This is a genomic window from Ruegeria sp. BHSC043 (assembly GCF_059612985.1).
The window spans coordinates 123,784-144,169 of record NZ_JBXWRS010000001.1 but is presented as its reverse complement, the minus strand read 5'-3'; the positions used below and the strand labels follow the sequence as shown (position 1 = coordinate 144,169).

Sequence of the window (20,386 nt, the reverse complement as noted above, 5' to 3'; positions counted from 1 at the left end):
TTTGCGTGAACGTCACGCGAAGGTTAGACCGCCCGCCGTGCCGGGATCGAGTCCCTGCGCAAAGTGACCCTGCGGAACGCCGCTCAGCGCCGGTAGATGAAGCAGCGACCCGGAACCGCGCCTTCGGGGAGGGGCTGTTCCGCCAGCGTTTCGAAATACATCCGGTCGCTCGAGACCATCAAACCGCCTTCGGCCAGCAGTGGTTCTATCAGCGGCGACACGAAGCGGGCGAAGGCATCGTTCTTTTCCCTGTTGTGGCCGCCCAGATCGGCGTGAATCAGGCTGGCGGTTGCGCCGAACCGATCCAGCGCGGCGGGCAGCGTCTCGCGCACGTCGCCCAAGATCAGACGATCTTCGGACGGGGTTGAATCCGGGTGCGAGGCCACCGCGCGCTCGAACACATAGACCGGACGATCCTGGATGCGCTGGATCATGTGATGATAGGTCCGCCCGTTGCCCAGCCCCAGTTCGAACACCGGACCGGCCATGCCGGACGTCTGGGCGATGGCGGCATCCAGGCAGGCCCGCTGCGAAACCATGCGGTCGATGAACAGGTCCAAGCGGCTTTGTTGATGTGGCACGATCTGATCTCTCCGTGATACCTTTGCAGGCCCGTTGGCGCGGACCGGTCGGGCCTTGGATGACAAAAACTCAAGGCTTTGTGTAGGGACAATGCACCAAGGGACGCGAGTCCGCGACGTTTTCCCCCAAGAAGGTGTTTGACTAGTTGCCCCCGGGCGCGCGAAACTGCGTCCAAAAAACAGGGAGTTGATCAAAGCCATGCCCACCGGCGGCCAAACGGGCGGAACCTCCGCATGACGGCCTTGCTGTCTGTCCGAGACCTGAGCATCGGTTTCGGGGACGGAGACTCCGTCGTCAAAGATGTGAGCTTCGATGTCGAGGCCGGACAAACGCTGGCTTTGGTCGGAGAGTCCGGGTCGGGCAAGACCATATCATGCCGGGCGGTGCTGCGTATCCTGCCCCGCGCGGCGCAGATCCGGAAGGGCACGATCACCTTCGGCACCGGGCAGGATCAGCTTGATCTTGCCACGCTCGGCGAGCGCAGGATGCGCGACATCCGGGGGAACCGGATCTCGATGATCTTTCAAGAGCCGATGCGGTCGCTGTCGCCGCTGCACAAGATCGGCAACCAGGTCAGCGAAGTCTTGTGGCTGCATCGCGGGGCCTCGGAATCCGAGGCCCGCAAGGAAGTGCTGAAACAGTTCGAACGTGTCGGCTTTCCCGATCCCGTGCGGGCCTATGACTCGTATCCTTTTGAAATGTCGGGCGGGATGCGACAGCGGGCGATGATTGCCATGGCCATGGTGGCCAAGCCCGACCTGCTGATCGCCGACGAGCCCACCACCGCGCTGGACGTGACGACGCAGGCGCAGGTTCTGGGGCTGATCAAGGACCTGCAGCAGGAAACCGGGCTGGCGCTGATCCTTGTGACGCATGACCTGGGCGTGGTGGCCAACATGGCCGAACAGGTGGTCGTGATGCACAAGGGCCGCGTGATGGAGGCGGGTCCCGCCGCGCTGATCCTGAGCGAACCGGCGCATCCCTACACGCAGCAATTGTTCGAGGCCGCGCCGGAAATCCCAGACGAGGACGCCGTGGGCATCCCCATGCCGGACGAGGATCTGATCCTCGAGATGAAGGGCGTTTCCAAGACCTACACGATGCGGGCGGGCCGCGGGTGGAAGGCCGACAAGCTGATCCACGCCTGTCGTGGCATCGACCTGAAGCTGGCAAGGGGCAAAACGCTGGCCGTGGTCGGCGAAAGCGGGTCGGGCAAGACCACAGCCGCGCGCATCGCGTTGGGCGCAGAACTGCCCGATCCCGGCGGCGAGGTTCTGTTTCGCGCTACGCCGCAGGACGATCCGATCCAGGTGCATCAGATGACGCGCGCCGAACGTACCGTGTTCCAGCGCAAGGCGCAGATGGTGTTTCAGGACCCTTACAGCTCGCTCAGCCCGCGGATGCGCATTCAAGACGCGATGACCGAACCGCTCGAGATTCACGGGATCGGCACCTCGGCGGAGCAACGCGAAAAGGCGGCCGAGATGCTCAAACGCGTCGGGCTGAACGCCGACATGTTGAAACGCTATCCGCATGCCTTTTCCGGTGGCCAGCGCCAGCGACTGTCGATTGCCCGCGCGATGATGTTGGACCCCACGCTGATCATCTGCGACGAACCGACCTCGGCGCTGGATGTTTCGGTGCAGGAACAGATCCTGACACTACTTGAGGAACTGCAGGACAGCCTGAACCTGTCCTATTTCTTCATCTCGCACGACCTGGCAGTGGTGGCCCGAATCGCGGACGAGGTCGCCGTGATGCGGCAGGGGCTGGTGGTCGAACAGGCCCCGCCCGAGACGCTGTTCTACAATCCCCGCCACCCCTACACAAAGGCGCTGATCGCGGCCCAGCCCGAGCCCGACATCAACCGCCCTATCGACCTGAAGCTCGTTGCCCTAGGCGCCGGATCACCGGACAGTTGGGATGACGCCTTTCGTTTCTCGGACACCGTGATACCTTCACTGGTAGAGATGGAGCCCGGCCATAAGGTACGTTGCCATGTTTAAGACCCCTCGATTACTGACGCTGGCCACCGTTCTGGCCTCTGCCTTCGGGCTTGCCGCACAGGCGGACACCCCGCCCGATCTGCAGGAAAGCACATTCTGGAAAACCGAGGTCGATGCCGGGAACCTGCCACCGATACAGGACCGTATCCCGCAAGAGCCGCTGATCGTGGATCTGGAGGCCAAGGGCCGCGCCTTTGGCAAACAGGGGGGCACCCTGCGCACCATGGTCACCCGGTCCAAGGACATCCGCCAGATGGTCGTCTATGGCTATGCGCGGCTGGTGGGCTATGATGCCGATTACAACCTGGTTCCCGACCTGTTGGCCAGCTACGAGAACGAGGATAACCGCAAGTTCACGCTGCATCTGCGCAAAGGCCACAAATGGTCCAACGGCGAGCCCTTCACGTCGGAAGATTTCCGGTACTGGTGGGAGGACGTCGCCAACAACGAATTGCTCAGCCCCTCAGGCCCACCCGATTTCCTGCGGATCGAGGGCAAGTTTCCCAAGGTCTCGTTTCCCGATGAAACGACCGTGATCTATGAATGGGAAGATCCCAACCCGAACTTCCTTCAGTCGCTGGCGCAGGCGCGCCCGCCCTTCATCTATCGGCCGGCCGAATTCCTAAAACGCTATCACGAGAAATACGCCGACAAGGAAGAGCTTGCATTCCAGGTTGACGATGCCCGCGTCAAAAGCTGGGCCGCGCTGCACAACAAGCTGGACAACCTCTACAAGTACGACAACCACGAACTGCCGACTCTTCAGCCTTGGTTGAATGCCAGCTCGGGCAAGAAGATCCGGCACAATTTCGTACGCAATCCCTACTATCACCGCATCGACGCCAAGGGCGTGCAACTGCCCTATATCGACGTGGTCGAGATGGAGATCGTCGCGCCCGGCCTGGTCGCCGCCAAGGCCAATGCCGGCGAGACCGATCTGCAGGGCCGCGGGCTTGACTTCCGCGATGCCTCGATCCTGAAAAAGGGCGAGGCGCAGGGCAACTACAAGACCTTGCTGTGGAAGACCGGTGTCGCCTCGCAGATCGCGATCTATCCCAATCTGAACTATGAAGACGCAGTCTGGCGCAATGTGCTGCGCGATGTACGCGTCCGCCGGGCGCTGTCGCTGGCGATCGACCGGCAGACCATCAATCAGGCCCTGTATTTCAAACTGGCGCATCCGGCGGCCATGTCGGTCCTGCCGGCCTCGCCCTTCTACAGTGAGGAGAACGCGCAGGCCTGGGCGCAATTCGATGTCGACCAGGCCAATGCCCTGCTGGACGAAGCCGGCTTGGACAAGCGGGACAGGAACGGCATCCGTCTGCTGCCCGACGGCCGCTCGATGGAGTTGGTGATCGAAACCGCCGGCGAAAGGCAAGAAGTCGAGAACGCGCTGCAGATCGTCACCGACACTTGGCGCGAGATTGGCGTCAAGCTGGTGATGCGCCCGCTGGACCGGGACATTCTGCGCAACCGGGTGTTTGCCGGAAACACGATGGCGTCGGTCTGGTACGGATGGGACAACGGTATTCCGCAGGTCTATACTTCGCCGCTGTATGTGGCGCCCACCGACCAGGTGTTTCTGTCCTGGCCGAAATGGGGTCAGCACTATCAAACCGGCGGCGGTTCCGGCGAGCCGCCCGATCTGCCCGAGGCGCAGCGCCTTCTGGAACTGGCCCATGACTGGCAGGTCGCCACCGACGACGACCAGCGCCGCGCGGCTTGGGAAGCCATGCTCAAAATCCACGCCGAACAGGTCTATGCCATCGGCATCCTGAACGGAGCGCCGCAACCGATCGTGTTATCCAACCGCCTGCGCAACGTGCCGGAACAAGCCATGTGGGCATGGGAACCCGGCGCACATTTCGGAGTGCACCGGCCCGACGAATTCTTCTTGGCGGACTGACGAGGGCTGACCGATGATCATGCTCCGCTATGCGGTGTATCGCTTTTTCACGATGCTGCTGACGCTTCTGGTGGTGTCGGTGATGATCTTCGTGATCATCAACCTGCCGCCCGGCGACTATCTCAGCAACCAGATCGCGGAATTGCAGGCCTCGGGGCAGTCGGCGGGCGTGGCCAAGGCCGAGTTCCTGCGCAAGGAATATGCGCTGGACCGGCCGATGTGGCAACAATACCTGATTTGGATGGGGTTTATCCCCGGCCCCCACGGGTTCGAGGGGCTGCTGCAGGGCAACTATGGCTGGTCTTTCGAATTCGACCGCCCCGTGGCCGAGATCGTGGGCGACACGCTGTGGCTGACGGTCGTGGTCAACCTGGCGGCCATCCTGTTCGTCTATGCCGTGGCCCTGCCGTTGGGCGTGATGGCGGCGGCCAAATCCCGGACCTGGGTCGATTACACGACCGCTTTCGTGGGCTATCTGGGGCTGGCCACACCCAACTTTCTGCTGGCGCTGATCCTGTTCTACTACGGCCACCGCTATTTCAACCTGCCCATCGGCGGGTTGATGGACCCGATCTACGAAGGCCAGCCGATGAGCTGGGACAAGATGAAGTCGATCCTGGTGCATCTGATCGTACCCACCTTCGTGATCGGTACCTCGGGCGCCTCGGCGATGATGCAGCGCCTGCGTGCCAACATGCTGGACGAACTGGGCAAGCCCTATGTCGAAACCGCCATCGCCAAGGGGATGGCGCCGTCGCGGATGCTGACGAAATACCCGCTGCGCGTGGCATTCAACCCCTTCGTGGCCGATATCGGCAACCTGCTGCCCTCGATGGTGTCGGGCTCGGTTCTGGTGTCGGTGGTGCTGGGTTTGCAGACCATCGGCCCCACTCTGCTGACGGCGCTTAAAACACAGGATCAGTTCCTGTCGGCCTTCATCCTGATGTTCGTGGCCCTGCTGACCCTGATCGGCACCATGATTTCCGACATCCTGCTGGTCATGCTTGACCCGCGCATCCGCTACGAGGGGCGTGAGGCATGAGCAGACTTCCCGATGGCCGCTATGTCGATGACGCCCCGTTCGACCCGCAGGCCGCCCTGCAGGAGCTGGAGCGCAAGGACCTAGACGCTCCCAACTGGGTGCTGGTTTGGCGCAAGTTCAAGACGCACAGGCTGGGCCTGATCTCGGGCATCTTCCTGCTGTTGTGCTACCTGATGCTGCCCTTTGCCGGGTTCATTGCGCCCTACGGGCCGAATGACCGCAACGGAGAGCACCTGTACGCCCCGCCTCAATCGGTGAACTGGTTTCACGACGGAGAGTTCATCGGGCCCTTCGTCTATCCGACCGTGGCCGAGGCCGATCTTGAGACCTTCCAGTGGAAATTCGTGACCGACACGGACGACCCGCGCAAGATCCGGTTCTTCTGCGAGGGTTCGGAATACAAACTGGCTGGGTTGATCCCTTCCAACACGCACCTGTTCTGCCCGCCCGAGGGCACGACCCTGTTCCTGTGGGGGTCCGACCGGCTGGGCCGCGACGTGTTCAGCCGCATCCTCTACGGCGCGCAGCTGTCGCTGACGGTGGGCCTGATCGGCATTTCGGTCTCGTTCTTCCTGGGTATCCTGTTCGGATCGCTGGCCGGCTATTTCGGCGGGCGGATCGACTGGGTCATCAACCGCGTGATCGAGATCCTGCGGTCGCTGCCCGAACTGCCCCTGTGGCTGGCGCTGTCGGCGGCAGTGCCGTCGAACTGGTCACCGGTGGCTGTGTTCTTCATCATCTCGATCATCCTCGGCATCCTCGACTGGCCCGGCCTGGCCCGTTCCGTGCGCGCCAAATTCCTGTCGCTGCGCGAAGAGGAATATGTCCGCGCTGCCGAGATGATGGGCGCCAGTTCCGGCCGGGTGATCCGCAAGCATCTGCTGCCCAACTTCATGTCGCATCTGATTGCCTCGGCCACGCTGTCGATACCGGCCATGATCCTGGGGGAAACGGCGCTCAGCTTCCTGGGCCTCGGCCTGCGGGCACCGGCGGTCAGCTGGGGCGTGATGCTGAACGACGCGCAGAACCTCGCCTCGATCGAGATCTACCCTTGGACCGCCATCCCGATGCTGCCGATCATCGTGGTGGTGTTGGCTTTCAATTTCCTGGGTGACGGGCTGCGCGACAGTCTGGACCCCTATCAGCAATGAGCCTGCTGGCGGCGCTTCCGCCGGCCGGGGCCTATCGGGTCAGCGGGTCCGGTGCGCTGCCAAGCGCCTTTGCCGTCTCGGACCTGGCCACCGCCAGTTTCGCCGCCGTCGGGTTTGAACTTGCCCGGTTCATGCAGGCGGCCAACCTTGCCGCAGCGACGCCGGCCGTGTCGGTCAATCGTCGTCTGGCGTCCCTCTGGTTCGGGTATTCCTTAAAGCCCGACGGGTGGGAAATGCCGAACCTCTGGGATCCGATCGCCGGCGACTATCAGGCTGCCGACGGCTGGATCCGGTTGCACACCAACCTGCCCCACCATCGGGCGGCCGCGCTCAGGGTGCTGGACACCCTGGCCGACCGCACTGCGGTGACGCAGGCCATCCGCAACTGGTCGATCTCGGATCTGGAGACCCGGATCGTGGCCGAAGGCGGCGTTGCGGCAGCCATGCGCAGCCGCACCGAGTGGCTCGACCACCCGCAAGGCCGCGCCGTCGCCCGCGACCCCTTGATCGGCTGGCACGGTCCGCGCCGGATCACGCTGCGCGACCGGCCCCGGGCAACCGCTGCCCGCCCCTTGTCGGGGCTGCGGGTGCTGGACCTGACCCGCGTTCTGGCCGGGCCAGTCTCGACCCGGACACTGGCGGGTTTCGGGGCGCAGGTGTTGCGAATCGACCCTCCGGACTGGGACGAGCCCGGGGTGATCCCCGACATTTCACTGGGCAAGCGCTGTGCCTATCTGGATTTGAAATCGCCGGCAGGAATGGACCGACTGCAGGAGCTGTTGGCCCAAGCCGATGTGTTCGTGCACGGCTATCGCCCAGGGGCGCTGGACGCACTGGGCCTCGACAAGGCCAAACGCGACGAGATTGCACCCAACCGCATCGAGGTCACGCTGGACGCCTATGGCTGGCAGGGGCCTTGGGCGGCTCGGCGCGGATTCGACAGCTTGGTACAGATGAGCGCAGGCATCGCCGATGCCGGCCGTCTGTGGGCCAAGGGCGAAAAGCCGACCCCGCTGCCGGTTCAGGCTTTGGACCACGCGACCGGCTACCTGATGGCCGCCGCCGTCCTCTCGGCCCTGACCGAGGCCACCTTGGGCCGTTCCGTCATGGATGCCCGGCTGTCGCTGGCCCGCACGGCCGAGCTTCTGGCCAGCCTCGCCAAGACCGAGACCACCGAAGACATCACCAAGCCGACCCCTGCGGACTATGCCCACGACACCGAGCAATCGGGGTGGGGGCCGGGTCATCGTCTGAAGCCCGCACTGAACGTCGGGCCGGCCGGCATGCAATGGCCCCTGCACGCGTCCCGGCTGGGCACCTCCTCCCCCGTGTGGGAGCCGTCCTGACCCCACGCGCCACCGCCGCTCGGTCAGCGGTCATCGCCGCCCGGCCCGATATCGTCCAGATAGTCTTCGTCGATCGCGGCCTGAACCGCACCGGTCACCGCCTCGCGCTGCTGCGGCGTCAGGTCGCCGGCCTCCTTGCCGTCGGCCAGTCGCACAGTCACTTCACGGTGGGCGAACTGGATGCCTTCGCGCGCAAACAGTTCCCTGATCTCCTGATAGACCCGCTTGCGCACCAGCCATTGATCGCCCGGCTTGGTCATAAACTTGACCCGGATGATCATCGCGGAATCCTGCATCTCGATCACGCCCTGCGATTTGAGAGGCTGGATGAAATTGTCGCCGATCACCGGATCGCTCAGCAATTCCTGCCCCAGCTTCTTGATCAGCTTGCGCACCTTTTCGACATCGGTGTCATAGGTCACCCGCAGAGGAAGCTTCATGATGACCCAGTCGCGGGAATAGTTGGTCAGCACCTTGATCTCGCCGAAGGGTATGGTGTTCAGCGCCCCCAGATGGTGGCGCAGCTGCATCGACCGGACCGAGATCTTTTCGACCGTCCCCTTCACGTCGCCGATATCAACATATTCGCCCTTGCGGAACGCATCGTCCAACAGAAAGAACGCGCCCGAAAAGATATCCCGCACTAGCGTCTGCGCCCCAAAGCCCACCGCCAGGCCGACGACACCGGCGCCGGCAAACAACGGGCTGACATTGATGCCAACCTCCATCAGGGCGATCAACCCGATCGAGACCACCACGATGGCCAGAATGGCGCCGCGGAACAGCGGAAGCAGTGTTGCCAACCGGCTCTGGCTGGCTTCGCCGCCCTCGTCGCCCAATTCGGCCTGACCGCCACCATCCTCGACTTCTTCGGCGATTTTCATATCGATCCAGATCCGGAAGAAATGGAACAGGATATACCCGATGAACAGGATCACCATCACGTCCAGCGCGCGCCCGACGGGCAGATCCTCGCTCCAACTGGCTTCGGGATTCCAGATGACCACCAGCGCATAGATGCCGACCACGAAGGCCAGAATGCCGGCCACCCGCCGGGCCAGATCCTCGTAGGTGACCATCGTGTGGCGCCGCTGCTCGGCCTCGGGCGTTTCCGAAGTCTCGCGCGCCTCGTCATCCGTGTCTGCCTCGGCGTTTATCGCCTCGATCTGGCGATTGCGGTCGAAATACCGTTCCAGAACATAGTTCATGGCCCCGTAGGCGATGACCACGGACATGAAGATCAGATAGCTGCTGGCCACGATCGGAATCGAATCCTCGGTTTCGAGAACCAGATCCACCGCCAACTTGAACCAACTGAACACCAGGTAGACGATCAGCACCGGCGCCCAGCCGAAGGATACGAAACGCAGCAGCCACGACACCTGATCCGGCCTGCGCCCGCCCCGGATCGCGTTCGAGATCGCCCGCGCGTTGAACAGGATCATCAGGATGTTTCCGACCAGCCCGATCAGGGTCAGGCTGCCATATACCATGGCATAAACGTTGTAGTTGAGGCCAAAATCCGCCACCCAAGTCGAAAACAGAACCGCGGTGATGTCGTAAGTCGCCAGCGCTGAGGCCCAGATGTAAAGCCGCTTGGCGTCCCGGTCCGAAAACGGCGGCAGGCGATATTGACTGAGATAGGGTGACAGCACCATGCGCCACAGGTCCGAAACCGTACGCGACAGGAAAAAGGCCGTGAAGATGGCGGTCACCGTGAACTGGATCGAGACGTCCTCAGACTGGCCGAAGAACAGATAGCCCACCAACAGCGCCATCAGCATGGCAAAGACGGTGGCCCCGATTCCCATCAGGAACCGGAACACGAGGAATGGCATCTTTTCTCGATACCCTTGCGGGTTTTCCTTGATCCGGGCGACGACCCACCGTCGGGCAAAACGCTTGCCGTACAGCTCGATCGACAGCCACCGACCCAGCAGCAGGAACAGGATGTTCCAGCCCAGAACCTCGACATAGGTCATGATCCGACCATCGGGGCTGGTCTGTTCCAGAATGTATCGCACCTCGAAGATCGAATAGGGCAACGCCTCGAACCGCGAACGGACGGCCTCGCTGAATTTGGCAACGCGCTCCTGCGCCTTCATCAACTGCGAGCTTTCCGACATCGGATCATGCGGCGCGTCCTCAGCCAGAGCGGTGGACCCGGCACCCGAGGGCACCACCTTTCCGGCACTGTCAATCACGATGACGCTGGCCCCTGCCTCGGTTGCCGCGCGTATGGCGGCGGCAATATCCGAGTCGCTGCTCGTCCCGACCTGGTCGTCCGACCCCGTCGGATACCCCGGAATCAGCGAGGTCTGGGCCGGCGCCTGCATCGCACCTGCGACCATCATCGCCCAACACAGGCACATCACGCGGACAAGAATTGTCAGATTCATAAGGCTTGGCACCCAATTTCATATCGGCTGTCCGCCAGCCTACAGGCGCGCGCGGCCCTGTTCAAACCGTCCGGCCGGGATTTCCCGACAACGTGTAGTGGCGTGTTTTTTTCCAACATTCCTGACGGCCGGCATATTTTCAAATGCCTGATTTCCGAGTAACACATCCGAGACCGGCCATCCCGCGCCAGCAAACCCGTTTCGGGTCCACGTCGGCAAATGCCCTAGGGCTGTTGCCGAATCGCAATGCCTGACGCATTTGCGGCGCTGAAACAGCGCCTTTGGCAAGCGGACCCGGAAAAGATACGCTATCAGGTGCGAACGCGCGGAAAATGCACCGAGACCAATGAAACGGGCGAAGGCATGGGCCTAGGCACAAAAGACCAAATAACCGGCCGCGCGCCGCGCATCCTGTTCTACAGCCACGACACGTTCGGTCTGGGCCACCTCAGACGATCACGCGCGCTGGCGTCCGCGATCACGCAGGCCAACGCGCAGGCCTCGGCGCTGATCCTGACCGGATCCCCGGTCGCCGGTCGGTTCACCTTTCCACGACGCGTCGACCATGTGCGCCTGCCCGGCGTGACCAAACGCGCGGATGGCTCCTATGCGGCGCAGACCATCGGCATGGGGATCGACGAAGTGACCGAATTGCGGTCAGGCCTGATCCAGACCGCCGTACGCCAGTTCGCCCCCGATGTTCTGATCGTCGACAAAGAGCCCACTGGGTTCCGTGGCGAACTGCTGCCGACGCTCGAGCAGTTGCACGAAACGGGCCATGCCAAGCTGGTTCTGGGCCTGCGCGACGTGCTCGATGAACCCGAAGTTCTGGCCGCCGAATGGGCCCGCAAGGATGCGGTTACCGCCACCGAAAAATTCTACCACGAAATCTGGGTCTATGGTCTGCGTTCGGTCTATGACCCGACCCGGGGCCTGCCGCTCAGCCCCGCGACCCAGGCCCGCATTCACTGGACCGGCTATCTGCGCCGCGACCAGGGCCCGGTCGGCACTCCGCCGGAACAGCCGTACATCCTGATCACGCCCGGTGGCGGCGGGGATGGCAAGGCCATGGTCAACCTTGTGCTGTCGGCTTACGAGCAGGACCCGGACCTGTCGCCGCGCGCCGTTCTGGTCTATGGCCCCTTCCTGTCGGGCGAATTGCGCGACGAGTTCGAAGCCCGTGTCGCGGCCCTGAACGGGCGGGTGACCGCGGTGGGGTTCGAATCGCAGATCGAGACCCTGTTCGCGGGTGCGGCGGGAGTTGTGTGCATGGGCGGCTACAACACCTTCTGCGAGGTGTTGTCGTTTGACAAACGTGCCGTGATCGTGCCGCGCACCACGCCGCGGCTGGAACAATGGATCCGCGCCTCGCGCGCCGAAGACCTGGGCCTCGTCCGCATGCTAGACGAAACCCGCGATGGGTTGACTCCACAGGCGATGATTGCTGCCATCCGAAACCTGCCGAACCAGCCGCTGCCGTCGCAGGCGATCCGCGCCGGCCTGCTGGACGGGCTCGACTATGTTACCGGCCGCGTCGATGCCCTGCTGTCGCAGGAACGGGAGCGCGCCACCGGATGAGCAGAACCGCGCCTAGGCTGGCGGTGTTGGTCAAGGGCTGGCCACGCCTGTCCGAGACGTTCATCGCCCAGGAACTGGTTGCCCTGCAAGAGGCGGGCCACGACTTCGACATCTGGTCGCTGCGCCACCCGACAGACACCAAGCGCCACCCGCTGCACGACCGGTTCGCCGGCACGGTCCATTACCTGCCGGAATACCTGTTCGAAGAACCCGAACGGGTCTGGGCGGGGCGCCGGGCCGCGCAAGCCTTGCCGGGATACGACCGCGCCTATCGGCAGTGGCGGCAGGATCTGCGGCGCGACCCCACGCACAACCGCATCCGCCGGTTCGGTCAGGCCTGCGTTCTGGCCGCCGAACTGCCCGCCGAAACCCGCGCACTGTATGCGCATTTCATGCATACGCCGTCCTCGGTCGCGCGCTATGCCGCGATTATGCGGGGTCTGCCGTGGAGCTTTTCGGCCCATGCCAAGGACATCTGGACCTCGCCCGACTGGGAGAAGCGCGAAAAGCTGCAGGCCGGCACCCATGGCGCGGCCTTCGGCGCCACCTGCACTGCGGTCGGCGCCCGCCACCTGCGCGAGCTGGCCGACGATCCGGCCCGGGTCGAGCTGATCTATCACGGGCTGGACCTGTCCAGATTCCCGCACGCGCCAGACCGCCCATTGCGAAAGGTCGGCGCGCCGTTCCGCATGCTCTCGGTGGGCCGGCTGGTCGAAAAGAAAGGCTTTGACCGTCTGTTGAAGGCGCTGGCGCTTTTGCCCGCGCAGCTCGACTGGCACTGGACCCATATCGGCGGCGGTGCCTTGTCGGACGGCCTGCGAGACCTGGCCACATCCCTGGGTCTGTCGGGCCGCATCACCTGGCGGGGTGCCTGCGACCAGCCCGAGGTGATCGCGGCCATGCGCGCGGCCGACCTGTTCGTTCTGCCCAGCCGCATCGCGGCGGATGGCGACCGGGATGGTTTGCCCAATGTGTTGATGGAGGCCGCTTCTCAGAAGCTGCCGATCCTGTCCACGCCGGTTTCGGCCATCCCCGAATTCATCGAAAATGGGGTGCACGGGGTTCTGTCCGCCGACACGCCTGACGCACTGGCGGGTGCGATCTCGGCCCTGGCGGCAGAACCCGCGAAAGCCGCGGCTATGGCCGACGCGGCCCATGACCGGTTGATTTCCGAATTCCGCATGGAACCCGGCATCGCACGGTTGTCGGCCCGGCTGCGGGCCTTGTGCGCGGATCAGGGGTGATGACGCGGGTGGCCTTCTACGCGCCGATGAAAGCGCCGGACAGTCCGATACCGTCGGGCGACCGGCAGATGGCTCGTAACCTGATGGCCGCAATCGGGGCCAATGGAACCCCGGTCGATCTGGTCTCGCGCCTGCGCATCTATGACAAGACGGGGGACGCATCGGTCCAGGCCACGTTGCGTCGGGCCGCCCGGTCCGAGGCCGAACGGCTGATCGCCGACCTTCCCGGCGATACCGGGCTTTGGGTAACCTACCACAACTATTACAAGGCGCCCGATCTGCTGGGGCCGGTTGTGGCCAAGGCCCGCGGCCTTCCTTACGTGCAACTTGAAAGCACCCGCGCCCTGTCGCGCCTGACCGGGCCATGGGCCGGGTTCGCCCGCGCTGCCCATGACGCGTGCGATGCGGCCCGGGTGATCTTCTATCACACGGCGAACGACCTGATCACGCTGAAGCGGGAAAGATATGGCGACCAGGCGCTGATCGAGCTGCCCCCGTTCCTGCCGCGCACGGATCTGCCGTCCCGGTCGCGCTGCGACGGACCGATGCTGGCCGTGGGCATGATGCGGCCCGGCGACAAGCTGGCGTCGTATACGATCCTGGCCGAGACGCTGGCCCTGCTGCAAGGCGACTGGTCGCTGGACATCGCCGGCGACGGCCCGGCCCGGGCGCAGGTTCAGGCCCTGATGGCCCCTTTCGGCGCGCGGGTGCGCTTTCTTGGGCAATTGGACGCCCCCGCGATGCAGGATGCCTATACGCGCGCCGCGCTCTTGGTCTGGCCGGGCGTGAACGAGGCCTATGGCATGACCTATCTCGAGGCGCAGGCCGCCGGAGTGCCGGTGGTGGCGCAGGATCGCCCAGGTGTGCGGGACGTGCTGGCGCCCTCGTGCTATCCCAAGCCGGAGGAAGGGCCGCAGGCGCTGGCCGCCCGTATCGACAACTTTCTGGCCGATACCGACCTGCGACGAACCGAAGGCGGGAAGGCTCGCGCTCATATCGCCGAACGCCACCTGATGCCTGCGGCCTCGGACCGGTTCTGGGCTGGCGTCGCGCCCCTGCTGGAGGACCGCACATGACACGTCTGGCCCTGCTGCGACACGGTCATACCACCTGGAACCGCGCCGGACGCATTCAGGGCCGCAGCGACATTCCTCTGGACGACGAAGCCCGCGCCCAGCTGTCCGGCCTGTGTCTGCCGCCCCCTTGGGACGAGGCGGAGTTGTGGTCAAGCCCGCTGAGCCGCGCGATCGAAACGGCGCAATTGGTCACGGGGCGCGTGCCGCGCACCGATCCGGCCCTGACCGAGATGGACTGGGGCGACTGGGAAGGAAAGCGCGGGCGGGACCTGATCGCCGACCCCGACAGCGGCTACCGCCACATCGAGGATTGGAGCTGGAATTTCCGCCCCCCCGGCGGCGAAAGCCCGGCTGAGCTCTGGGCCCGGCTCGAGCCCTGGCTGGCCAGTCTGCAAACCGATGCGGTCGCCGTTTGCCATATCGGGATCATGCGCGTCATTCTGGCCCGGGCCTGGGGGTGGGGGTTTGCCGGCCCTGCGCCATTCCGTATCAAACGCAACCGCCTATATGTTGTCGATCTGGACCGGATGCAGCCCGAACCCGAACCGGTCCGCCTGACCCCGCGCGAGGACATGTCATGAAGGTCATGATCGCCGTCACCCATCTGTTGGGAACCGGACATCTCAGCCGGGCCCTGACGCTGGGGCGGGCTTTTGCCCAGGCCGAGCACGCGGTCACGGTCGTCTCGGGCGGGATGCCCGCGCCGCAACTGGATCGTACCGGCCTGAGCCTCGTTCAACTGCCGCCGCTGCGCTCGGACGGCACTGATTTCACGCGGCTGCTGACCGAAAGCGGCCAGCCCGCTGACCCCGACTATCTGGCGAAACGGACCGCAATGCTAGCGGACGCGGTGCAAACCGGTCAGCCCGACATTCTGATTACCGAGTTGTTCCCCTTCGGCCGCCGCAGCCTGAGCGCTGAGTTTCTTGCCCTGCTGTCGGCGGCAAAGGACCTACCGGCGCGACCGGTTGTGCTGAGTTCGATCCGCGACATCCTGGCACCCCCTTCCAAGCCCGCGAAGGCCGAACGGGCCGACGAGATCGTGGCCGAATTCTTCGACGGCGTGCTGGTGCATTCCGACCCACAAGTCACACCCCTTAGCGTCAGCTGGCCGGTGTCTGAGCGGTTGGAAAGCCGCCTGCACTATACCGGTTTCGTCGCACCGCCGGCGCCGCTGCCCCATTGCGACGGCATCGGGACAGGCGAGGTTCTGGTGAGCGCTGGTGGCGGTTCGGTGGGGCAGCCGATCTTTCGCGCGGCCATCGAGGCCGCCCGAAAGATGCCAGACAGCCGCTGGCGGCTGCTGGTCGGCGGCGGCGATGCTCAAACCCGCATGGATGAACTGCGCACACTGGCCCAAGGCTGGCCGACTACGATCGAGCCGGTCCGGCCGGATTTTCGCAACATGCTGCCTCTGGCGGGGGCGTCCGTCAGCATGTGCGGGTACAACACCGCAATGGACCTGTTGCAAGCGGGTACACCGGGCGTCCTGATCCCGTTTGATGACGGCAAGGAGGTGGAGCAGACCCTGCGAGCCCGTAGCCTCGCCCATTTGCCGGCGATGCGCGTTTTGTCCTCGGCGGAGCTGACCGGAGACGCTTTGGCCCGTTCGGTCGCAGCAGTCATGGAACAGGGCCCCCGCATTCCGGCCACGCAAGGCTTTGACGGTGCGCATCGGACGGTCGAAATCGCCCTGCAGCTGCGGGAGGCGCGCGGATGACCTGGGACTGGACCCCGTTGGCGGACGAACTGCGTATCTGGTCCCAGGCCGGGCATACATTGCCGCTGTGGTGGCGCGATGATGATGCCGTGGCGGCGACGCCGCAACTCCAACGCCTGACGGACCTGTCGCGGCGGCTGGGCCTGCCGGTTCATCTGGCCGTCATTCCGCAGGCGGCCCAGCCGGATCTTGCCACCCTGATCGCCCGGACGCCCGAGCTGATTCCGGTGGTTCATGGCTGGGCCCACCACAACCACGCGCCCGCCGGTGAGAAGAAGGCCGAATTCCGCCTGCATCGGCCACTTGAGGCCATCAAGGACGATGCCCGCCGCGGCCTTGCGCAATTGCGCGACCAGTTCCGAGACCGGCTGCGCCCGATGTTCGTGCCGCCCTGGAACCGGATCGCGCCCGAAGTCGCAGCGACGCTGCCCGAACTGGGCTATCGGTTCCTGTCGACGGCAACCCCGCGCACTCAAAGGCTGGCGGCGCCGGAGCTTGAGCAGGTGAATACCCATCTGGACCCGATTGATTGGCGTGGCACGCGCGGGCTAGCCGACCCCGATGGGCTGATCGCCCGAACCACGGTGTTGCTGCGCGACCGCCGGCTGGGCCGCGCGGACCCCCAGGAGCCTTTTGGCGTGTTGACCCACCATCTGGTCCATGATCAACAGATCTGGGATTTCACCGAAGCACTGCTGACGCACCTGCTGCAGGGTCCAGTCCGCATCTGGACAGTACCCGCGCACTGAACGACCAAGGGAGACCCCGATGAGCCGACTGGATTCCATGCTGCGCCGTCTGACCGCCCAGCGCGACGGACTGAACTGGGCTGCGGCGCAGATCGCGGGCCTGGACGGCGACGTGCTGGACATGGGTCTGGGCAATGGCCGCACCTATGATCATCTGCGCGAAATCCTGCCCCAAAGGCGCATCTGGGTGATGGACCGGGTGCTGCAATGCCACCCCGATAGCACGCCCCCCGCCGAGGATTTCCTGCAGGGCGAGGCCGAGCCGATGCTGGCCAGACTGGCCGATCGCGGCTCGTGCGTGGCGCTGGCGCATTACGATTTCGGACGCGGCATCAAGCACGAAGACGTGGCCGAAGCCGCCCGGCTCAGCCCGTTGATCGCCCGGGTCATGGTACCCGGCGGCTTTCTGATCTCGGGTCAGCCGCTGGTGGGGTTCGAACAGATACGCGGCCCCGACAGCATCGCGCCCGACCGCTATCTTTTCTATCGCGCCTGATCAAGCCACGCGGCGCCCGCGTAACCACACCGCGCGTAGGGCCGGCACCGCGTCCCGCATCCGGAACCGGATCAGATCGCCGCGCATTCCGGCTTCAATCGCACCCCGATCCATCAGTCCGGCGGCCCGCGCCGGGGCCAAGGTCACGGCCTTCAATCCGCGCGCCATGTCCCCCCACATTCGGCCCAGTTGTACGGCAGACAACAGCAAGGCCGAAGGCACATAGTCGGACGACAGGATGTCCAGGTATCCGTGTCGGGCCAGGTCGCGCGCCGCCACGTTGCCGGAATGCGATCCGCCTCGGATCACGTTGGGCGCCCCCATCATCACTTGTATGCCGAGGTCATGGCAGGCCCGGGCGGCCTCGACGGTGGTGGGAAACTCGGCCAGGCGAATGCCGTGACCCGCCGACACCCGCACCTGCTCGGGCGTGGTGTCGTCATGGCTGGCCAGAACCGCCCCAAACCGACGCGCGGCCCGCACGACTTCGTGTTCGTGCCGGTCTCCGTTGCGGTCCCGCAAGGCCTTCAATTGGGCAACATGTTGCAGAAACATGTCGTCGTTCATCGCGTATTTGCCCTTCAGATAGGCCTCTAACTTGGACAGGTCGCGGAACTGGCGCTGCCCCGGCGTGTGATCCATCAGCGAAACGATGCCGACCCGGTCCTCGGGGCCGAAGTCGGCCAACTCCTCGATCAGGGTTTCCGAGCAGAGCTCGGCCCGCAGATGTAGAAAATGGCTGATCTTCAGCGCGTCCTGCGCCCGCAAGTCCCACAGTTCGCGCGAGAGCCCGCGCGCGTAGGGCAGATACCGCCGCGCACCCGACGGGATCGACCCGACCCGCATCGCATCGAACACCGTGGTGATGCCGGTACCGGCCAGTTCCGCGTCATGCGCGATGATCGCGGCGGCGTGGGGCCAGTCAACACCCGGCCGCGGCTGGATGTGACGCTCGAGATTGTCGGTGTGCAGTTCGACCAGACCGGGGCCGACGAAATCTCCCTCGCAATCGATCGCACCCCTGGGAACCCGAGGGCCGGGATCGACCGCGGCGATGGTTCCGCCGGCGACCCGGACACAGCCGCGTACGATCTCGTCGGGCAGAACCAGCGCGGCATTGGCAAGGATCAGTTCATCTGTCATCGGAATTTCACACGGTTTGTTCTAACAAGAGGCCACGCAACAGGAGGCCAAGGTGACATACAGGCGCTACGCGATCTATTTCGTTCCCCCCCGCAGCGCGGATTGGGCCGCATTCGCAACGGCTTGGCTGGGCTGGGACGCCGAGACCGGAACCGAGGTTGGGCATCCTGCGGTCGATGGCCTCGATATTGCCAGCATCACCGAGGTTCCGCGCAAATACGGCCTGCACGCGACGTTGAAGCCGCCCTTTCGCCTGCGCGCCGGGCAGACACTGCCTGCACTCGAGGCGGCCTGTGCGCGCCTCGCGGCGGTACAGCGCGCGCTGACACTGGACGGGTTGGAAATCGCCCGGCTGGGCCGGTTCCTGGCCCTGCGCCCCTTGGGTGATACCGACGCGCTGAACGCGCTGGCCGCGGCCTGCGTCCGCGAGCTGGACGGGTTTCGGGCACCCTTGACCGATGCGGATCTGGCCCGCCGGCGCGCGGCCCGCCTGACGCCCGCGCAAGAGGCCAACCTGGCGGCCTGGGGTTATCCTTACGTGCTGGACGCCTTTCGATTTCACATCACCCTGTCGGGCAAGCTGGACAAAGACACCCTCGGCCGAACCCAGGCGGTTCTGGAGTATCACCTTGCCCCCTTGTTGCCTGCCCCGTTCCACATTGCGGATCTGGCGCTGGTCGGCGAGGCCGAGGACGGGCGGTTTCACGTGATCCATCGCTATGCCCTTTCGCCCTGAAGCTGCCGCAGGATCTGATCGACGGTCCGCGCGAGCGGGCCAGAATTGTCCACGGTGATCACCCGCCGCAAACCGTCCGGCAGCGGGGTCCTGGCCCGCCCCAACCGATTGGCCTGCGCGGACGTGCTTTCCCGCCCGCGATCTCTGAGCCGTCGCGCCAGAACCTCGGGGGAGGCAGTCAACGAGACGACAACCAGATCTCCGAACACTTCCTGCGCCGGCAGCAGGACCGAACGGGACAGGTTGACCAGAATGCCACGGGCCGCGCGCCGCTGGTCCAGGATCGAGGCCGGGATTCCGTAGAGCAACCCATGCGCGGGCCAGTGCAGCGCAAAGGCACCATTGGACGCCAGCAGATGGAACTGCGCCTCGGTCACGCGTTCGAAATCCTCGCCTTGTTCGCCCATGGGTCGGGTGATCACCCGCCGAACGCGGCAATATCCCGGTTCCCGGTCCAGAAGCGCCTGGATCACGCTGTCCTTGCCCACGCCAGACGGCCCCACCACGGCAATGACCGGCGCCAGACTCATATCATCCGCTCCGGCGCGAAGCCCGAAACATCCACCGCCCTGTCACAGACCCGATCGCGCGCCTCGGCGTCGTGGAATATGCCGACGATGGCGGCGCCACGCGCCTTGGCCTCGCCGATCAGCGACAACACGGTTTCGCGGTTCTCGGCATCTAGGCTGGCGGTCGGCTCGTCCAGCAACAGCGCCGGATAGTCATGCACGAAACCACGGGCGATGTTCACGCGCTGTTGCTCGCCGCCCGAAAAGGTCGTCGGACTCAGCCCCCAAAGGCGTTCCGGGATGTTGAGCCGGCGCAGCAGTGCGCTGGCCCTCCCGCGTGCGGCCTGCCGATCCACGCCCAGCGCCAGCAACGGCTCGGCCACGACGTCCAGCGTCGGCACCCGCGGCACCACGCGCAGAAACTGACTGACATAGCCCAGAGTTTCGCGGCGCAGCTGCAGGATCTCGCGCGGTTGGGCCCGTGCGACGTCCAGGCCACCCACCCGCACCTGACCCGAGGCCGCCAGGTAATTGCCGTAGATCACCCGCATCAGCGTGGACTTCCCGGCCCCGCTGGCCCCGGTCAGGGCCACGCATTCTCCGGCCTCGACCCGCAGCGACGCGCCAGCCATCACCGGGATCACGGCGTCGCCCTGATTGTGGAGGACGAAACTCTTGCTCACATCTGTCAGTTCGATCATCG

General features: G+C 64.8%; 18 protein-coding genes. 13 read left to right on the top strand and 5 right to left on the bottom strand.

What is annotated here, in order from left to right; all coding sequences use genetic code 11:
- Positions 1 to 83 precede the first annotated feature (83 nt).
- Entirely contained in the window at positions 84 to 581 is a 498-nt protein-coding gene (locus AC2FMM_RS00725; RefSeq protein ID WP_496686866.1) for a class I SAM-dependent methyltransferase, read from the bottom strand.
- 234 nt (positions 582 to 815) lie between these two features.
- Between AC2FMM_RS00725 and AC2FMM_RS00720 the strand changes: the two genes are divergently transcribed.
- The 5 genes from AC2FMM_RS00720 to AC2FMM_RS00700 are packed head-to-tail and all read left to right on the top strand — an operon-like array spanning position 816 to position 8,033.
- On the top strand, positions 816 to 2,588 hold the full coding sequence (locus AC2FMM_RS00720; RefSeq protein ID WP_496795518.1) for an ABC transporter ATP-binding protein: 1,773 nt from the start codon (positions 816 to 818) through the stop codon (positions 2,586 to 2,588).
- Entirely contained in the window at positions 2,581 to 4,494 is a 1,914-nt protein-coding gene (locus AC2FMM_RS00715; protein WP_496795517.1) for an ABC transporter substrate-binding protein, read from the top strand. The genes AC2FMM_RS00720 and AC2FMM_RS00715 overlap by 8 nt, the downstream gene beginning before the upstream one ends.
- Positions 4,495 to 4,507: 13 nt before the next feature.
- Entirely contained in the window at positions 4,508 to 5,536 is a 1,029-nt protein-coding gene (locus tag AC2FMM_RS00710; protein ID WP_496678962.1) for an ABC transporter permease, read from the top strand.
- Positions 5,533 to 6,687 (top strand): ABC transporter permease, encoded by a 1,155-nt coding sequence (locus tag AC2FMM_RS00705; protein WP_496678964.1) that lies wholly within the window; start codon positions 5,533 to 5,535, stop codon positions 6,685 to 6,687. Before AC2FMM_RS00710 ends, AC2FMM_RS00705 begins: the two co-directional genes overlap by 4 nt.
- Positions 6,684 to 8,033 carry a CoA transferase gene (locus AC2FMM_RS00700; protein WP_496795516.1) on the top strand — a complete coding sequence of 450 codons (1,350 nt, stop codon included), beginning with the start codon at positions 6,684 to 6,686 and terminating at the stop codon, positions 8,031 to 8,033. Before AC2FMM_RS00705 ends, AC2FMM_RS00700 begins: the two co-directional genes overlap by 4 nt.
- 23 nt (positions 8,034 to 8,056) lie before the next feature.
- Here the strand turns inward: AC2FMM_RS00700 and AC2FMM_RS00695 are convergent, their stop codons facing one another.
- Positions 8,057 to 10,432, bottom strand: a complete 2,376-nt coding sequence (locus AC2FMM_RS00695) for a mechanosensitive ion channel domain-containing protein (RefSeq protein ID WP_496795515.1) — start codon at positions 10,430 to 10,432, stop codon at positions 8,057 to 8,059.
- A 363-nt stretch (positions 10,433 to 10,795) separates the two neighbouring features.
- On the opposite strand from AC2FMM_RS00695, the gene AC2FMM_RS00690 reads away from it, so the two are divergent.
- From AC2FMM_RS00690 to AC2FMM_RS00660, 7 genes are read left to right on the top strand one after another with little or no spacing between them, the layout of a single operon-like run.
- Positions 10,796 to 12,010, top strand: a complete 1,215-nt coding sequence (locus tag AC2FMM_RS00690) for a glycosyltransferase family protein (protein ID WP_496795956.1) — start codon at positions 10,796 to 10,798, stop codon at positions 12,008 to 12,010.
- On the top strand, positions 12,007 to 13,254 hold the full coding sequence (locus tag AC2FMM_RS00685; protein ID WP_496795514.1) for a glycosyltransferase: 1,248 nt from the start codon (positions 12,007 to 12,009) through the stop codon (positions 13,252 to 13,254). The genes AC2FMM_RS00690 and AC2FMM_RS00685 overlap by 4 nt, the downstream gene beginning before the upstream one ends.
- A complete protein-coding gene (locus AC2FMM_RS00680; protein WP_496795513.1) occupies positions 13,254 to 14,330 on the top strand; it encodes a glycosyltransferase family 4 protein in 1,077 nt (358 codons plus the stop codon). The genes AC2FMM_RS00685 and AC2FMM_RS00680 overlap by 1 nt, the downstream gene beginning before the upstream one ends.
- A complete protein-coding gene (locus tag AC2FMM_RS00675; RefSeq protein WP_496795512.1) occupies positions 14,327 to 14,911 on the top strand; it encodes a histidine phosphatase family protein in 585 nt (194 codons plus the stop codon). The genes AC2FMM_RS00680 and AC2FMM_RS00675 overlap by 4 nt, the downstream gene beginning before the upstream one ends.
- Positions 14,908 to 16,050: a glycosyltransferase family protein gene (locus AC2FMM_RS00670; protein WP_496795511.1), complete on the top strand. Its 1,143-nt coding sequence runs from the start codon at positions 14,908 to 14,910 to the stop codon at positions 16,048 to 16,050. The genes AC2FMM_RS00675 and AC2FMM_RS00670 overlap by 4 nt, the downstream gene beginning before the upstream one ends.
- A complete protein-coding gene (locus AC2FMM_RS00665) occupies positions 16,047 to 16,799 on the top strand; it encodes a polysaccharide deacetylase family protein (protein ID WP_496795510.1) in 753 nt (250 codons plus the stop codon). The genes AC2FMM_RS00670 and AC2FMM_RS00665 overlap by 4 nt, the downstream gene beginning before the upstream one ends.
- Before the next feature lie 19 nt (positions 16,800 to 16,818).
- Entirely contained in the window at positions 16,819 to 17,295 is a 477-nt protein-coding gene (locus AC2FMM_RS00660; protein WP_496678974.1) for a class I SAM-dependent methyltransferase, read from the top strand.
- Here AC2FMM_RS00660 and AC2FMM_RS00655 read toward each other — a convergent pair whose 3' ends face one another.
- Positions 17,296 to 18,438 (bottom strand): alpha-D-ribose 1-methylphosphonate 5-triphosphate diphosphatase, encoded by a 1,143-nt coding sequence (locus AC2FMM_RS00655; protein ID WP_496795509.1) that lies wholly within the window; start codon positions 18,436 to 18,438, stop codon positions 17,296 to 17,298. It lies immediately after the preceding gene.
- 52 nt (positions 18,439 to 18,490) lie between these two features.
- On the opposite strand from AC2FMM_RS00655, the gene AC2FMM_RS00650 reads away from it, so the two are divergent.
- Positions 18,491 to 19,174: a DUF1045 domain-containing protein gene (locus AC2FMM_RS00650; protein ID WP_496686848.1), complete on the top strand. Its 684-nt coding sequence runs from the start codon at positions 18,491 to 18,493 to the stop codon at positions 19,172 to 19,174.
- On the opposite strand, the gene AC2FMM_RS00645 is transcribed toward AC2FMM_RS00650, so the two are convergent.
- Both AC2FMM_RS00645 and phnL read right to left on the bottom strand, forming a co-directional pair.
- Positions 19,156 to 19,704 carry a ribose 1,5-bisphosphate phosphokinase PhnN gene (locus AC2FMM_RS00645; protein ID WP_496795508.1) on the bottom strand — a complete coding sequence of 183 codons (549 nt, stop codon included), beginning with the start codon at positions 19,702 to 19,704 and terminating at the stop codon, positions 19,156 to 19,158. The two genes, AC2FMM_RS00650 and AC2FMM_RS00645, sit on opposite strands and share 19 nt — an antisense overlap.
- On the bottom strand, positions 19,701 to 20,384 hold the full coding sequence (phnL, locus tag AC2FMM_RS00640) for a phosphonate C-P lyase system protein PhnL (protein WP_496742377.1): 684 nt from the start codon (positions 20,382 to 20,384) through the stop codon (positions 19,701 to 19,703). The genes AC2FMM_RS00645 and phnL overlap by 4 nt, the downstream gene beginning before the upstream one ends.
- Positions 20,385 to 20,386 lie beyond the last annotated feature (2 nt).

Coding starts and splice junctions, on each gene's coding strand:
- AC2FMM_RS00720 (WP_496795518.1), top strand. CDS start 816: ATGACGGCCTTGCTGTCTGTCCGAGACCTGAGCATCGGTTTCGGGGAC.
- AC2FMM_RS00715 (WP_496795517.1), top strand. CDS start 2,581: ATGTTTAAGACCCCTCGATTACTGACGCTGGCCACCGTTCTGGCCTCT.
- AC2FMM_RS00710 (WP_496678962.1), top strand. CDS start 4,508: ATGATCATGCTCCGCTATGCGGTGTATCGCTTTTTCACGATGCTGCTG.
- AC2FMM_RS00705 (WP_496678964.1), top strand. CDS start 5,533: ATGAGCAGACTTCCCGATGGCCGCTATGTCGATGACGCCCCGTTCGAC.
- AC2FMM_RS00700 (WP_496795516.1), top strand. CDS start 6,684: ATGAGCCTGCTGGCGGCGCTTCCGCCGGCCGGGGCCTATCGGGTCAGC.
- AC2FMM_RS00695 (WP_496795515.1), bottom strand. CDS start 10,432: ATGAATCTGACAATTCTTGTCCGCGTGATGTGCCTGTGTTGGGCGATG.
- AC2FMM_RS00690 (WP_496795956.1), top strand. CDS start 10,796: ATGGGCCTAGGCACAAAAGACCAAATAACCGGCCGCGCGCCGCGCATC.
- AC2FMM_RS00685 (WP_496795514.1), top strand. CDS start 12,007: ATGAGCAGAACCGCGCCTAGGCTGGCGGTGTTGGTCAAGGGCTGGCCA.
- AC2FMM_RS00680 (WP_496795513.1), top strand. CDS start 13,254: ATGACGCGGGTGGCCTTCTACGCGCCGATGAAAGCGCCGGACAGTCCG.
- AC2FMM_RS00675 (WP_496795512.1), top strand. CDS start 14,327: ATGACACGTCTGGCCCTGCTGCGACACGGTCATACCACCTGGAACCGC.
- AC2FMM_RS00670 (WP_496795511.1), top strand. CDS start 14,908: ATGAAGGTCATGATCGCCGTCACCCATCTGTTGGGAACCGGACATCTC.
- AC2FMM_RS00665 (WP_496795510.1), top strand. CDS start 16,047: ATGACCTGGGACTGGACCCCGTTGGCGGACGAACTGCGTATCTGGTCC.
- AC2FMM_RS00660 (WP_496678974.1), top strand. CDS start 16,819: ATGAGCCGACTGGATTCCATGCTGCGCCGTCTGACCGCCCAGCGCGAC.
- AC2FMM_RS00655 (WP_496795509.1), bottom strand. CDS start 18,438: ATGACAGATGAACTGATCCTTGCCAATGCCGCGCTGGTTCTGCCCGAC.
- AC2FMM_RS00645 (WP_496795508.1), bottom strand. CDS start 19,704: ATGAGTCTGGCGCCGGTCATTGCCGTGGTGGGGCCGTCTGGCGTGGGC.
- phnL (WP_496742377.1), bottom strand. CDS start 20,384: ATGATCGAACTGACAGATGTGAGCAAGAGTTTCGTCCTCCACAATCAG.